The sequence below is a fragment of the Wukongibacter baidiensis genome (assembly GCF_050888315.1).
In the GTDB taxonomy this organism is placed as follows: domain Bacteria; phylum Bacillota; class Clostridia; order Peptostreptococcales; family Caminicellaceae; genus Wukongibacter; species Wukongibacter baidiensis.
In genome coordinates, this window is sequence record NZ_CP138202.1 from 1,581,328 (window position 1) to 1,598,075 (window position 16,748).

At 34.5% G+C, this 16,748-nt stretch carries 6 protein-coding genes; all 6 read right to left on the reverse strand.

Translation table 11 applies throughout. From position 1 onward, the window contains the following. Positions 1-22: 22 nt before the first annotated feature. Entirely contained in the window at positions 23-5,530 is a 5,508-nt protein-coding gene (locus tag R9X47_RS07375; RefSeq protein WP_432666123.1) for a protein kinase domain-containing protein, read from the reverse strand. A gap of 82 nt (positions 5,531-5,612) precedes the next feature. Beyond that, on the reverse strand, positions 5,613-6,695 hold the full coding sequence (locus tag R9X47_RS07380; RefSeq protein ID WP_432666124.1) for a lipocalin-like domain-containing protein: 1,083 nt from the start codon (positions 6,693-6,695) through the stop codon (positions 5,613-5,615). A gap of 23 nt (positions 6,696-6,718) precedes the next feature. Continuing rightward, positions 6,719-8,152 carry an FAD-dependent oxidoreductase gene (locus R9X47_RS07385; protein WP_432666125.1) on the reverse strand — a complete coding sequence of 478 codons (1,434 nt, stop codon included), beginning with the start codon at positions 8,150-8,152 and terminating at the stop codon, positions 6,719-6,721. A 282-nt stretch (positions 8,153-8,434) separates the two neighbouring features. Continuing rightward, the gene (locus R9X47_RS07390) at positions 8,435-9,634 is read right to left on the reverse strand and encodes an exonuclease SbcCD subunit D (protein ID WP_432666126.1); all 1,200 of its coding nucleotides are present in this window, start codon (positions 9,632-9,634) and stop codon (positions 8,435-8,437) included. After that, positions 9,631-13,227, reverse strand: coding sequence for a helicase-exonuclease AddAB subunit AddA (gene addA, locus R9X47_RS07395; protein WP_432666127.1), 3,597 nt, complete (start codon positions 13,225-13,227; stop codon positions 9,631-9,633). Before addA ends, R9X47_RS07390 begins: the two co-directional genes overlap by 4 nt. Continuing rightward, positions 13,220-16,639, reverse strand: a complete 3,420-nt coding sequence (gene addB, locus R9X47_RS07400) for a helicase-exonuclease AddAB subunit AddB (RefSeq protein ID WP_432666128.1) — start codon at positions 16,637-16,639, stop codon at positions 13,220-13,222. The genes addA and addB overlap by 8 nt, the downstream gene beginning before the upstream one ends. Positions 16,640-16,748 lie beyond the last annotated feature (109 nt).

The following is a 16,748-nucleotide window of genomic DNA, read 5'->3' on the forward strand; positions in this document are numbered from 1 at the left end:
TACATGCTGTAGTATGTTTATATTACTCCATATCTAGTCCATTTATCGGCAAGAATATGGTAAATGCAGTTCTCCCCGGTTCCGATTCTACTTCAATCTTCCCCCCATGCTTATCTATAATTCTCTGACATATATCTAATCCCAATCCAGTTCCTTCACCCTTTTCCTTCGTCGTAAAAAATGGTTCAAAAATATTTTCCATAATTTCTGGAGGAATCCCTGGACCATTATCTGTAAACTTGACTACCACATAACCCTTCTCCTCTTTCAGATCTACTATAAGCTTTCCCTTAGCCGACATAGCCTGAATGGCATTATGAATAATATTAGTCCATACCTGACTTAGTTGATCAGGATACCCCTCTATCGAAGGAACTGGGTTAATGTTCTTAATTAGCTCAATTCCACGCTTTATCTGATTATGGTAAATGATTAGTACTGTTTCTAAACCTTCCTGTACCGATACAGTTACTGGTTTATTGCTGTCTTGAGAATGGGAATAGCTCTTTAAAGCAAATACAATCTTACTTGTTTTGTTAAGGGCTAAACGTATATTTTCAACGTTTTTCCTTTGCACAGCCCAATCACTTGCTACTCGAAGTATCGAGATTAAATCCTTTTCCTTTGAAAGAGCTTCTAACTCCTCTACCTTTTCATAAATCCCCATACGAACTAAATAGTTAGCAATCAAATCAGCTTCTTCAATTCCAGAGTCTTCAAGTACCTTTTTCAAAGCCCTTTTGTATTTCCTCTCTTCTCTTGTTGAGAGAGGCACATTATTATCTATACCATTGTCTATTAATGTACATAATTTATCTGCTGCTTCTGGTCCAAGCTGTCTAAATAGCTCTATAAGGTTCATTAATGAGTTAAATGTATGTGAAATATCCTCTGCAGCCGCCTTAGCTGCTCCTATTGGAGTATTCATTTCATGAGCCACACCGGCAACTAAATTACCTAGAGCCGCCATTTTTTCTGATTGGACAAGCTGCGTCTGGGTTTGTTTTAAATTCTCCATGGCAGTTTTCAGTTCTTCATTAGCCTTCTCAAGGTCTGATGACCTTTCCTTAAGTTGCATTGTGCGTCTTCTCACCTTATCTTCTAGGTTTTTATAGAGACTTATATTTTCAAGTGCAATAGCCGCCTGTGAGGCCACTATTTGCAAGGTCTCAATCCTCTCCTTTGTAAATGCTCCTGTTGTCAGATTATTTTCAAAGTAAAGTATTCCAACCAGCTTATTTTGTGTCAACACAGGAATACATAATATAGATTTTGGTTTAAACATATCAATATAAGAGTCATTCTGAAAGCGCTTATCATTGACTGCATCGTTAATTACCACGCCTTCTTCTGTACGAAATACATAATTGATTATAGTTTCAGAAAGAATCTCTTGGAATTTTTGTATCTCTGTATCCTCCATTACCTTACAATCATCACTATCTATATTAGCCTCTGCCTTAAGAAGTAATTTATCTTCGTTTTTAGTGATAAAAAATCCTTTTTGTGCCCCTGCATTTTCCATAACGATCTTCATCATTTTCTTTATTAGGCCTTCATATTTCATTTCACTTGCTAGCAGGTGAGAAATCTTCATTATACTTGCTATGTCAAGCATTTGAGTAGATGTTTGACTATATGTATTGTTAGAAATTGAAATATCACTTTCCACAAATACCTTCTTGAGATAAAAATATTTTTCCTCAAGGTCAGCAACCTTTTCACTTGCTCCCCATTTTTTATAAAGATAATGGGCTTCTAGCATATAAGCCTTTGCAATACTTTCTTTCCCTCTAAGCTTATAAAATCTAGATGCAAGTTCGTTGGCCAATGCAGCATCCTGGACAAATCCATTACTAGCAGCATGATCTATGGCTAAATCAAAAAGTTCCGATGCCCTTTCATACTTCTTTTTTACTCTACAAATTTCAGCTTCCAACAAATAATATTTGTACTTATGACTATGTGGAGAAGCCTTTGCCCACTTTTTAACTTTCTTAAGATTTTTATATATTTTTCTCCTATCCCTATCATCTATTTTTCCATGATTTGATAGATAGGCCAGGGTACTGTAGAAGAAGAATACTGGATAATTAATTGTTGACATTACACTATCAATATATTTTTCTGCAAGCACTGAGGCCTCTAGTGCGATATCATAGTTCTCAAAGAATACATTTAGAATCATTTTATTGCTATATATATAATAAACTCCATTCCTATCATCGTTATCTATATAGGCTCTAATCAATTTGTTTTCATCATAATTTTCATCGGATAGACTGGTCTTATCGCCCTTACTTTTTGATAATTTCTGTAAAAGCTGTATGAATGTACAGATTGAATTGTACTGCTTATCCTGCTTTAGCTCAGACTTTATCTTCTCCGACGATGCAGTAAGCTCTTTCCCCACTTTCTTTATGCTTTTCCCAGCAAAAAGTGAATGAAATCCGTGGCATAGAAGAGCCCAAGCAGCATACTCAGCATCCCCTGCTTCAATGGAATAGATATAAGCCTTCATTAAATCTTCCAGCACATCATCCAGTTTCTCCTTCCAATGAGTAACAAATATGCATGCGGCTACAATAGTCCTTCCTTTTAGTTCATTGCTTTCTGTTTTTTCAAGAATTCTCAGGCCTATTTTTCCAAACTTATATCCATCATCTATATTACCTAGTAATCCACATAAAATAGTACCATAGGTACAGTAGGCAAATGGAGATTGCACTGAATTCCCATATTTCATTGATATCTCAATCTCCTTTAGTACCATTAATATAAATAATTCAGGAGCAGAGAGATATGCTGAAGAAGCTACCGTTGTCAATAACCTCATTATAGCAGCCTTTTCTTGGTCTTTTATATGTGGCAGATCCACAAAACTATCAATATTTTTTCCATAAAGTGAAGCCTTGAATAGGATCAACTTGTAAAGAATTTGTCCTTTGGATATCTTTTTCGGAAAATCAACCTCTAGCTTTTTCAATACGTTTACTGCCGTTTCAACTGCTTCCTTTGTATTATTTTTTGCTAAAAGCGATAAAATCTTTATTTCATATAGTTTTACTTTGTCTAGCAAGTTGTCACCATTTTTCAATACAATACTAATATAGTTCTCCATTATTTCATATTCTCCGCAGGAATAAGCAGCTTCTGCTGCATCGGTATATAGTTTTATTGCCAAGGCTGTGTCATATGTCCAAATATCTTTCCCAATAAGTTCTATTGCAAGCTTTAAATACTCAAGTGCTAAGATAAATGCAGAAGATTTTTTTGCCTTTTTTCCAGCCATATAATTAAGCTCAGCTAGTTCTCTTATATCATTTTCATCATTAATCAATTCTCTACTTATATTCAAATGTGTTACAATATCAAATACCCTTTTTTCCATATCCCCTTCTTTAACATTTGCCTTCATAGTTTGTCCTATTTTAAAGTGAAGGTGTTTCTTTTCTTCTCCTTTAATCTGAGAATAGGCAGCTTCATAGATTTTGTCATGGAAAAATTTAAATTTAGAATTAACTCTTGAGCTTTGTATGTATTTGTAGGATGTATCGAGTGGCAAAATAAGCCCTTCTTGTAATGCATTCCATAGGCCTTCTGCGGTTTCTTTCTGCCTAGTTTTATCTATATTTAACAATGTATTGTAGTCAAAAATATTTCCAACAAGGGACCCTAGCTTTAATACCCTCTGGGTATTTTCATGTAGCCCTTTAATTCTCTCAACGGCTATCTCAGCCATACTGCTTGTGAAACCTATATTCTTTATTTCTTCTATATCCCATCTCCAACATAGTTGTTTATCATCAAAAACTATTATGCTCTTATCATATAGCTGTTCTAAAATCTCACTAATAAAAAATGGATTGCCCTTTGTCTTTTCATATATTAAATCTGAGAGCTCCTTTGTATTTGCTACATCTGACTTTAAAGTATCTGAAACAAGCTCATTAACATCCTCTGAATTGAGTGGTAGAAGCCTTAGTTCTTTTATCTGTACACCTTTTTCTTTTAATTGATTTAAAGTTATTTTAAAAGGATGTAGTTCATCAACTTCATTATTCCTGTAGGAACCCATTAGAAAAAGATTTCCGTTATTTTTTGTACGTGACAAAATTTTCATTAAATTCATCGATGCATTATCAGCCCACTGGAGATTATCAAAAAAAATCACCAGTGGATTCTCTCTATCAAGAAACGCAGTAACGAATTCCTTAAAAACAAAGTTAAGTCTATTTTGACTTTCTACAGGATGTAATTCTTCTACGTCCGGTTGCTTTCCAATAAGTTTCTCCACTTCAGGTATTACATCTGTAATAACCTTACCGTTAATCCCAAGACATACCTTTAATTTTCTTTTAACAGAATCTATTTTTTCGTTACTCTCGGTCAGCACCAATCTTACAAGCTCCTTAAATGCATGTATAACTGCACTATAGGGGGTATTTTCTCTAAACTTTTCGTATTTAGTAGCTATGAAGTATCCTCTTTTATTTAAAACAAACTTTTGAAACTCCTTAATAAGAGCACTTTTCCCGATCCCCGAAAAACCTTCTATTAGCATTAATTCATATCCATCATTGCATGCATTTTCATATGCAGTTATCAGACTCGATAACTCTTTTTTTCTACCATATAATTTCTGTGGTATTTGAAATCTACTTAAGTTGTCCTTCGTAGCAATGTCAAAATCTTCAATAACACCGTTTGCCTCTAATTGTTCAATGCAATGTAAAATATCTGATTTTATACCTAAAATACTTTGATATCTATCTTCTGCATTTTTGGCAAGAAGTTTCATAATTATTTTTGATACTGTAAGAGGAATTTCTTGATCCAATAGATGAAGAGGTTTAGGCTCCTTTGCGACATGATAATGTATAATCTCCATAGGGTCAGAAATATTCGGAAACATTTTTTGATTTGCAAGTATCTCGTAAAAGGTCGCTCCAAGAGAATAATAATCTGAATGATAATCTATGGCTCTATTCATTCTCCCAGTTTGCTCAGGTGAAATATAGGCAAATGTTCCCTCAATTACCCTTTTACTATTAATTGATGACTTTTCCTTTGTTAGTTTAGTTGCATTACCAAAATCAATTATCTTTACCTCTCCTGTTTTTTCGTTAAGTAAAATATTTGAGGGATTAATATCCTTATGAATAATGTTCTTTGAATGAATCTTATCTATAATATCAATTATCTTGATGAGTAATTTAAGTTTATCCTTTAGCTCCCAAGACTTAAAATCAATGCTCTTAATTGCTATTCCATCAAAATCCTCAAGGATTAATGCAAAACTGCTCTTATAGCTCTCTAAACCATATTCTTTTATTACTCCATCAATATCAATATTATTAATAATCTCATATTCGTAATTAAATTGGGCAATTCTTTCTTCAGAAGGATATTCATGATTTAGTAATTTTATTATTACGGATTTATCGTCATCACTTTTTACAGCTCTGTATATAATTGAATTAGAGCTTTCATATATTTTCTCAATTATTTCATAACCTAAAATCTTCATTTTATACTCCTTTACACCTATACCATGGGGTTAAATTATTCCTTTATTGAAAGTCCAATCCTATCATAAAGATCCTACGTAACTATATCCCAAAATTAACTCCGCCATAGCCTTCTAAGTTCATACTAATTAGCTTATGTCCAAATCCGTTTAATTCAACATAGGCTTCCCCTATTAACTCGTACTTATCATCGTACACATTACAAGCACCTTCCCAGTATTCCGGGCCAATCCAAAATACATGTTTGGCTACTAAAGCCTGATGTTTTATTACTGGCTCGATAATAAATTCCATATCTTCTAGTTTGATTCTCCAACCGGAAGGAAATTGGATATCTGTACGTGGGCATTTCCATCTATCAAGAATAATTACTTCATAATCATTATGATTTAGTACCTTTGTTTCATTTTCATGGGTAATAGAACCAAACTTCTCGCTTTCACTATATTCTCCAAGAAAATCATATAGCATTATTGTTCTTTTATCAAAAAGTTCTATTGCAAACCACTGCCATCCTTTAAAAATGGCCCTATATAAATCTCCATATTGTCTATCAAACCAACTTATTCCCTCAACTTTATATGTCTTACCTTCTATTTTAATAGTCCCCTCGGTTTTCATTCTTTCCCTAGAATAATAATAGGTGTAACCTCCAAAGGAATAATGGTGTGCCTTTCCATCATAGTGAATAACTGGGTCTTCTAAGGACTCAAGGTTTAGATCTAATATATAATCGTCTACTTCACAGTAAAGGGAATCCCTACCTTTACCTCCAAATGCGGCAATTACATCCCTATCTCCACTACTAACCTCAAGGTTAAATTTCCCATCAAGTTTTCTGGGTAGACTACAGTACTTCACATGTTCCCTATAGTGATAGCTTTCTCTGTCAATATCTGTAATAGCAGCCTGCGCAAGCTGATTTCTGAAAACTATCCAACTATCAAATGCAAAAAATACTATCTCAAATCCATATTTTTTTCCAGTTTCATCCCTCAAATGTCCGGTCCAATACCACCATTGTACCGATTGATCTGATAGGAAAGAATCATCTGCTGGTAAGGTTACATCCTTCTTGTCTCTGTTTCTAAAAATTGCTAATGGGTTTACTGGTGATCTTTTATAAAATAACCAATGATATAATTTACCAAGTGTTTTTCTCATATGTCCTCCTATAGTTAGCCAACTTAATTAGCCTTCTCGAATTCAAATCCTGCGTCTTCCTTCTTCATACCTAAGAAATGTCTGATTTTATCTATAATCACTGTTTCCCCAAACTCCTTAGCTAACTCTAAAAGCAACAGGTAATCATTTTCATCCTTCATAACGGAAAGAAGCTCTTTTAGTTCAAACTCCTTTAAAACAACTTTTAATGTTTCAATAGACTCCTCTTCGGTCATTTGAAGGCAAAACATAGTTTCTAACCTTTCGCCCCCAAAAGAATCAATAACAATCTTTGTAAACCTGTCTATTAGACTTGGAGTTGCAAAGGCTAAGAAATGGAGTACAACCTTATCCATTATGATTTCATATTTTTTTCTTTGCCCAAATGAAGTTGCTTTGTTAAGGGCTTCTTTATCAAGTCTATTTTCTTTCAATAATCCACTAATATTTTCAGCATAAATTTTATAATTGTTTAATATAAATGACATACCCCAACCCGCTGGTATTGTCCAACATCCTGTATCGCCAACAAATGCAACTCTATCCATTGCAACCTTTTGAGATAAGCCATTTGATGGATACCATCCAAATCTTTCTCTGGCCAATGTACCTTCTTTAAATGATTTTATAGACTCTTCGTTCTGTAGTATATAATCAAACTGCTTTTTCATAAAATCCTTATCTACAATATTTTCGCAGAAAAATAATATGAAAACAAAAACCCTTTTTTCGTCGAGGACTTCATATTCCATTATTGGTCTTAGCTCTGATAATGTGCTGTTACAGTCCATAGGCATATCTTTAAAGGATTGCCACAGCATATAATCTCCTACTTCCATATTACCAAGATTTCCAGGATGCTTTAGATTCTTGATATCAGAGAAATCTATTTCATATCCGTATACGGACCACCAAAAGTAGCCCTTACGGCTAATTCTGTTCTTTTTTGCTATTTCTGAGCTATAGCCCGATGCATCTATTAATAATTTAGCTTGGTATTCTTTACAAGAGTTCGACCCTTCTGAAGATACTGTTCTTATAGTAACTATTTCATCCTCTACTTTGTAATCAATATAGGTACAGTTTTCTATTGTCTCAGATCCATTTGACCTTATAATGTCGGCCCAGTGCTTAAGTATCCCTTCTTGATTAATGTAAGGATAGCATTTCCACTTCTCTTCTGATTTCCATGGAGCAACAGCATCCCATTGTATTTCCATATTCGGCGTATACTCAAGGAATCTTCTGACACCGTTATATGCATACTCTTGTACATCTGGATCTAATTTAGCAATAATAGAACCCGGTACAATCCACGATCTGTCGGTTTCACCAATTTTTCCTTTTTCTATCAATAAAATCTTATGTCCCAGTTTAGATAATTCTGCTCCAACACTTAACCCTGCTGGGCCCCCTCCAACGATTACAACGTCAAAGATTCTTTTATCATTCCCCATAGTCATATCTCTCCAATTCTTTTTAAAAATTGTAGCCCTTTGGCGTACGTATTTATAAATCAGCGTTTATTAAAACATTCATACCTGTCTATATTGTTTCTTAAGATATTTTCTTCGACAGTCCATGGGAAAATCCTGCCAAGATAGAAAAAATTATGACTATTTTGTCGAATATTTGTTATTAATTAGTTCCATATCGTTTTGAAACCATGAAAAAAGAACTGTTCCTCAGGCACGCTTTAAAAGGCATGTGTCATAAGGATCAGTTCCTTTTTTATATTTCTATTCTTCACCGGCAATATCCGCAAATAGTGTCATAAAATCTTCTGTTGGCTCTACCTTCTTCTGATGAACATAAAATTCTTTAAACAGTTCCATTATGCTTCTTTCTTTGAAATTTTCAAGATCTTTTTCATCACTTTCTATTTCTTCAAGTATTGGAACTATTGAGAGTATATCAGGCTTTAGTTTTTTTATGTCTTTTATTTGAGATTGGTCTAAAACCTTATCAGTTTCTATCTCAAGATAAGCCCAAACCTCTCTATCTACATTTTTTTCACACATATCTATTGCTTCATCTATCCCTTTACATCTCCATACTTCAATAGGTTTTCTATTTTTCAGAAGAATCTCCTCTGTCTTTGCTTCTTCTCCTGGTTTTAGATCTACTACATATACACATTTGCTATATCCGATTTCGCTCCTGCTGTACTGCAGAGGCGATCCTGAGTAAATTGCATGTCCATTTTTATACTTTACCTTCTGAGGCTTGTGAAGGTGTCCTAGGGCTATATATTGCGCTCCTACTGATAGACTTTCTCCTGCTACGGTAAGACCACCACCCACTTGGAGAACCCTCTCAGAATCTGAAGTTTCTCCACCTAATACAAATATGTGGCTTACGGCAATATTTATAGTGTCCTCTCTAAATTTCTCTGAGAGATTTCCGAGTATTTCTCCAACCTTTTCTGAATAATTCCTTTGTAGTTCTCTTTCATCGGAGATATCTCCAAGGGCTTCATTTAATCTCTGCTCACTAGGATATGGCAGTGTTAAAATTACTATCTTCTCATCATTTATTTTAAGTTCTATATATCCTTCGCCGGCTTCCAATACTTCATGTTTCCCTATCATCCCCTTCTCTGCCTTACTTTTAGGATTGCCAAGGAGTATTATTCCATGTTCATAGGCAAAGGGAGTTGATGCAGTAAGTCTATCTGGATTATCATGGTTTCCAGCTATGACAAGTACGGCCCTTTCTCCATTTTTGCCAAGCCTCCTTAAAGTCTTATATAAAAGTCTTTCAGCCTTGGCCGGTGGATTGCTGTTATCATATATATCTCCAGCTATTATCACCAGATCAATTTCCTTTTCATCGGCTATTTCTATTATATCTTCTATTATTTTCTCTTGTTCATCCAGTCTACTCTGGTTTTCTAAGTGCTTACCTAAGTGCCAGTCGGAAGTGTGTAATATTCTCACCCTATTTGCACCTCCTTATCTATGTCGAATAAGTAGATATAACTTTCTTTAACATTCTTACCAGTAATTTTTTCTAGTGCTTCTTTATATAACTCTATCTGAACTCTATATCTCTTTATCATCATATCTATGTTTTCATAAAATACATTTCCTGTTTTGTAGTCTATAAGTACAAGCTCATCTCCTTCTTCAAAGTAACAATCTATTATACCTTGAATAAGAACATCTTCGCTACACTCCTCTAGATCATCAATTACTTCTGAGGCTCTCTTTTTTAGGATAAAAGGAGCTTCTCTAAATACTTTTTCAGTCTTTAGTATTCTTTTTCCTATATCGCTTTTGAAAAAGTTTAATATTTTATCTGCGTTAACAACTTTAGCCTCTTCAAGGGTCAATTGCTCCTTCATAACCATAGTATCTACTTGATCTTCAATCTGAGATCTATCTTGGGTTTTACTTAAATCTAGATGCTGCATTACAAAGTGAATAATTGTACCTATCTCCGCCTTTGTAAATGGCTTTTCACCCTCTAAGAAGCTAGGCTTCTTAACTAGTGATGGAATTTTAAAGACTATATCATCTATATTTTTTGCGGAAGCCTTTTTTATATCACTAACAGCAAGCTTTGATGGAATTCCAGTATCACATTCATTTGGATATTTCCACTTAAATCTCTCGCCTATAAGCTCCTTATATTTTGGCTCGGCTTCAAGTTTAAAATTGTCAAGCCTTTCTCTTTCATCATTACTTGTTTCAATTTTTTCTATTTCCCTCTGGTAAATATCTTTTTTCTTTATCAAGTTTATTGACCATCTTGATTCATCATTGTCATGAAGCGAAGACTCATTAACAGGGAACTTACCTAGCTCTCTTAGGGGCTCTCCGTCCTTATGGAAAGCAAGTGAAGAGCATATCCAGTCAAAATATGATTGCCCTTTAACTAGATTAAAGAGTGTTGCTCCCCTAAGCCATTTCTTGATTTCCCTTTCTAGCTCTCTTACTGAGCCAATAAGTATCAGCTTGTCTACAGCTCTAGTAAGGGCAACATAGAGTATCCTCATCTCCTCAGACAGATTTTCTATCTTCATCTTACTCTTTATGGCTAATTGAGGAAGGGTTTGATTGTATATTCTTTTTTGAACATCCACAAACTTTGGTCCCAAACCTAAATCCTTATGAAGTAATATATCCTGCTGCATATCCTTTAAATTAAATTTCTTACCAAGTCCACAGCAAATAACTACAGGGAACTCCAATCCTTTACTTTTGTGAATACTCATTATTCTGACTACGTTCTCATTTTCACCGAGGGTCTTGGCACTACCCATATCTCCCTTACTTTTTGTAAGCTTGTCTATGAATCTCAAGAATAGGAATAAACCGTTAATTGCACTCTTTTCAAATTGACTGGCTCTATCAACTAATATTCTGAGATTGGCCTGTCTTTGTATACCACCGGGCATTGCTCCCACATAATGATAATAACCGGTTTCTATTAGAAGCTTCCATATAAATTCATCAAGCTTTAAGTATCTTGCCTGGGTTCCCCATATTTTTAATCTATCTATAAACTCTTTTATTTTACTCCCAAGCTCATCATCGTTATTTAATATATAATCTTCCAGAGCCTTATAATAGCTTCCTTCTCGATTTTGAATCCTAATCCTTATTAATTCCTTTATATTAAAGCCGCCTATTGGAGATCTCATAACACTGAGTAAGGGTATATCTTGCCTTTTATTGTCTATCAGCTTTAAAAGGTCCATGAACATATTTATTTCAATGGTATCAAAATAACCAGAATTATCGTCGGCATATACGGGAATTCCTTCTCTTGAAAATATCTCTGTAAATACTGGCGCCCATGACCTAGGAGATCTTAAAAGTATAACTATATCCTTGTATTGTATTTTTTTATATTCCTTATTCTTAGCATCGTATGTGCCTTTTCCTATTAAGTCCTTTATTCTATTAGCTACAAAGCTCGCTTCTGCCTCAATATTAGACATTTCCTTAAGTTCCTCAGATATATCTTCATCGGATTTAGAGGTGCTTTCCATTATATTCAGTTCTATATTAGGATTCTCGATATCTTCAAAGTCAAGACCCTTATATAGGTAGGAGTCCTCTTCATAATCTATCTCTCCAAGGGTTTTGGACATGATACTTTTAAACAAGTAGTTTATTCCATCTAAAATTTCTACCCTAGTTCTGAAGTTCTGGGACAAATCTATTCTTTGATTGAAGCCCTTACCATCCCTATCATAGTTTTCATATTTTTCAATGAAGAGTGAGGGATCTGCTAATCTAAATCTATATATACTCTGTTTTACGTCACCTACCATGAACAGATTGTTTTCACGTTTTATTCTATTCAGAATAGTTTCCTGAACTATATTACTGTCCTGATATTCGTCAACAAAGATATGTTCAAACTTTTTATTATACTCCATACGTACTTCATCGTTTTCAAGTATCTTAAGTGCATAATGCTCTAGATCGTTAAAGTCCAATATGCCCTTCTCTAGCTTCTTCTCGCTGTACATTTCCCCAAATCTAATTACTACCTCACCAAGGTATTTCATTGTCGGGTATATTTCATTTATTTGATCTAAATATTCATCAAAGCTTCTTACCAGAATCTTTTCCTTAATGCTCTTTATGTTGTCCTTATAATTATCCCTTAGATCTTTGACTTCCTTTTGTAGATTCTCATCTATTTCAAGCTTTCTATCTCCCCTAATAGTCTTCAATTTTGGGTGTTTTATGTCATTAATGCCTAGATAGAACTTTTCTAAACTATCTGCCAAGCTGATAAGCAAAGTATCTATATTGTTTAAATCCTCAAATAGAGCCTCTTCGTATTCCCTAGGACCAGATATATTATTACAAGCTTCTATTGCTCTCCTTATGACATCCTTAGACCCCTCAAGTTCAATCCTTATATTTTCCTTTATGGTTCGAATCCAGCTACTACTAGAAAACTCTTCCTTTCCCATGTTGAATTCTTCTATACTTTCCATAAGCCATTTCTTTGGATAAGGCTTACTTTGTATGAATCCAAATATTTTAAGTATTAAATCCTGAAGCTTTACATCCTCTCTATTGCCTCCAAATCCCTCAACTAATTCTATGAAGGGTTCATTTGCAGCTTTATACTCTTCCTCTAAAAGGTCAGCGAGGGTTTCTTCAATTAGAATGCTGGTTTCAGTCATGTCACCTATTCTAAAGGAAGGATCAATATCTACCAAGTGAAAGTTTTTCCTTACAACATCGATACAGAAAGAATGAAGAGTAGTAATGTAGGACCTACCTAAAAGGGTTATCTGTCTTCTTAGATGCTCTTCATGCTCTGACCCCTGCTCTATCTCCTTAACAATGGCATTAAGTATTCTCTCCCTCATCTCTCCCGCAGCGGCTTTTGTAAAGGTTACGATCAGCAAAGTGTTTATGTCAATTAGATCTTCAGTAATGAGCCTTATTATCCTCTCAACTAATACTGCTGTTTTTCCGGAACCTGCTGCCGCCGATACCAGTAGATTCTTACCTCTAACCTTTATCGCTTTTTCTTGGTCCTTAGTCCACTTAGGCATCCTTCTCACCCCCATCCTCTGACTTTATCTTTTTAATTACTTCATCATCCTTAAGTTTTCTTATTACTCTATAGTTATTGTTTTCAAAGTTTTTGTCAAACTGACATATGGCATTATATCCGCAATAGGTACAAGAGACATTGTTCTCAATTTTACAAGGTTCTATTTTAATATTTCCCTTTAATATCTCTCCCCCTATTTCTATTACAAGATTTCTGACATGTTTGATTAAGGAATAAATCTCTTCTTCCTCTAAAACCGATGAGCTCTTACTAAAGTCTCCATCTCTTTTTAGGGCCGCCGGTATAACCAAGGAATTTCTCTCTTCCTCTATATTCTTATCCATGGCCTTTACGATTTTTATGTCCTTTGTAATGATACCATCCATCTTAAGCTTTCTCATTATTTCCTTTTCAATATTCTCTACGTCGTTATCGTTAGACTCAACCATCGGGTCATCAAGTTTAAAATAGAACACTCCTCCTGGATGAGAATTATCTATTCTAAGCTTATCTTTATTTTCTAAAACAGCGTCCAAATATACTATAAGCTGTATTTGCAATCCGTAGTATACATCGGATAAACTGAACCTCTTACTACCTGATTTATAATCTATTATTTTTACATAGCTTCCATCTTCATTTTTCAGTATATCGACTCTATCTATTCTTCCTTCAAGCTTGATTTGCTCTCCATCGGGTAGTTCAATTATTATTGGAGGAACCCTACTAAAGGATTCTTCACCGAATTCAATCTCATATAGGGATGGCGTGAAATCTCCCTTTTTTATATGCTCAGTCAGTGTCCAAGCAGCCCTTTTACTAACTCTCTTTAATTTGTTTACTAGATATTTGTATCTATAGCTACTTTCTAATATGCTATAGCCAAAGTTTGGAGCAATCTCATCTATAATTTTCTCCACTATTTCATCGCTTTTCTCTTTATCTATATCACTCCATCTAATGTTCTCAATTGACAACTTTTTAGAGAACTTTTCCATGGAATCATGGAATAGATTGCCTATGTCAGGAATTCTCACCTTATATTCCTTTCTTTCTTCAGGCTTCAGACCATAATTTATAAAGTGAGCAAATGGACAGTTTACAAATCGTTCGAGCCTTGAGATACTTGATTTAAGTGGCGAATTGTATAGGGCCTTAGCTCTATCTTCACCTATGTATCCCTCTTGGTTATTGTGGAATAATCCCTCTATCATGATATTACGCTTTTTATCCCAATCATCATTTTGATAATACCACTCATAGACCTCGTCCCACAATTCATATACAGGCTTTCCGTCAAGCTTATGTCTTAGATTCTCTATTAAGTACTTAAACGTAGGTGTAGGTAGAGAAATCATGCTGAGCTGTCTTTTTTTGTCTTGCGGGGTATTGGCTTTTACTATATCACTGATTTGCTTCAAGCTAGGATAGAGCTTTTTCACCTTATCCATAAGTATTGAAGGCCTTAGGGCTTTACCTTCACTATCGGATAATGCGTAGCTGACCCATAGATATTCTGAGGGCTTTGACATAGCAGTATATATAGAAAATTCTTCTTCCTTGATCCTTGTTTCGCTATCGGAGGGAAGCTCTATTCCTTTTTGTTTAATCAATAATTTTTCTTCATCAAGCAAAAGCCCATTATCATCGGGTCCTGAAGGCAAGATTCCATCATTTACTCCAACTACAAAAAGTGCCTTTATATTGTGACTTCTGGATCTTTCAAGATTTCCAACGAGGACTTGATCAACAGTAGGCGGTATTATTCCAACCTTATATTGTGAAAATCCAGCCTCTAAGATCTTTTTGTACTCTCTAATATTTATTTTATTATCTCCAAGGATCTCCACCAATTGATTAAGTACTTCCATGATTATATTCCATATCTGGGTATATTCATTTACATACTCTAATCTGCCCCTTTCCTTAAGGGCTTCTATCCATGTATCAAGTTTTTCTTCAATACCAAGTTCAATTAGAAACTCAAATAAAGAGCCGCTAAAGTCCGATACTAACTTTCTTCCCCTTAGCCTCTCCTTAATGCCCATGAATGGTGTTATAAATTTTTTACGTATTTCATTTATTTCTTCTAAGAATTCAGGGGTTTCATTATCATAATCAAATTCTTTGAACCATCTATCACCTTCAATACCATATTTGAGGGCAAAGTTTTCAATTTTCTCGGCTTCCTCCTTATCCAAAGCACAAAATCCAGTCTTTATGAATCTAAAAACATCTTCGTATTTATAGTTTCTGCTTAATATATCCATAGATGATAATATAAGCTTAATTATAGGGTTGTTCATGATGTTTCTTTTCTCATCTATAAAGAATGGTATTCCATATTCATTAAATACTCTCTTTATAGTCAGTCCATAACTCTCCATAGAACCATTTACCAGGGCAATATCCTTCCACCTATAACCCTTGTCCCTAACTAATGAAATGATTTTAGCCGCTGCATTTTCTATCTCAGTATGTTGATTTGTTCCAGAAAAAATTTCTATATTTTCTACTTCTTTATCATATCTGTTATAAGGATAAGCATATATCTCCCTCTCGATATGCTTCAGTTCTGGAGCTTTATCTATTGTTTCAGGATTCAATAGGGTTTGTGTTTCCTTAACATTATGTCTGTGGGCTATCTCTCTTATCTTATTAAAGGTTTTATCCGTAGGAGTAAACAACTCCATATCCCTTGAATCTTTGCTAGTATCCTTAGTCAGTGCTAGATTTGTTTTCTCTACCTTGAGAATAAGCTTTTCCAAAACTCTGTATTCCTGAGCTGTAAATCCACTAAAGCCGTCAACCCAAATCTCCGCTCCATTTAGAAACTTGGCTTCATCAATTTTATCGATAAGCATACTAAGCTTGTCTTCCTCGTCTGTATATCTTCCATCCATATATTCGGAAAATTTTTCATACATAAAGCTTATATCCCTAAGCTTTCTAGTAAATATATTTTCTTCTTCAATGGAGTCTACAGTTTCCTTTAGTGTGTCAGGATAAATATCATTTCTCTTTAATTCAGTAACAAGTCTACAGAAACTTTCCAAAAAACCTTGTTGTTTACTTGTTTTACTATAGACCTCCAATTCTTTAGCATGCTTGTCAAAAAGTCTTTTTAAAACCATAATTTTTCCTAGTTCATTTATATCAATTTTCTTAAGTCCACCAACCTCGTCGAAAACCTTATGGGCAAGTCTTTGGAAGCTAATGACCTCAGCCCTCATTATACCAGGAAGTTTATTTGTGCCTATTAAATCTGCCTCCGTTTGTAGGGTAAACTGCTCAGGCACTAGCAACAGTAGCTTGTTTTCTCCACCTTGTTCTATCTTATATTTTATTTCTTTAAATATTCTCCTCGACTTTCCACTGCCTGCCCTGCCTAATATATATCTTATCTTCATTAAATCACCTTCTAATAATCTTCAATTTATCTATCTGAGCAAATTGCATAATTACAATCCTAAAAAACTTACTACTATATATAGTCTTAAATTCCCTAAAGCTATACCA

Coding starts and splice junctions, on each gene's coding strand:
- R9X47_RS07375 (WP_432666123.1), bottom strand. CDS start 5,530: ATGAAGATTTTAGGTTATGAAATAATTGAGAAAATATATGAAAGCTCT.
- R9X47_RS07380 (WP_432666124.1), bottom strand. CDS start 6,695: ATGAGAAAAACACTTGGTAAATTATATCATTGGTTATTTTATAAAAGA.
- R9X47_RS07385 (WP_432666125.1), bottom strand. CDS start 8,152: ATGGGGAATGATAAAAGAATCTTTGACGTTGTAATCGTTGGAGGGGGC.
- addA (WP_432666127.1), bottom strand. CDS start 13,227: ATGCCTAAGTGGACTAAGGACCAAGAAAAAGCGATAAAGGTTAGAGGT.
- addB (WP_432666128.1), bottom strand. CDS start 16,639: ATGAAGATAAGATATATATTAGGCAGGGCAGGCAGTGGAAAGTCGAGG.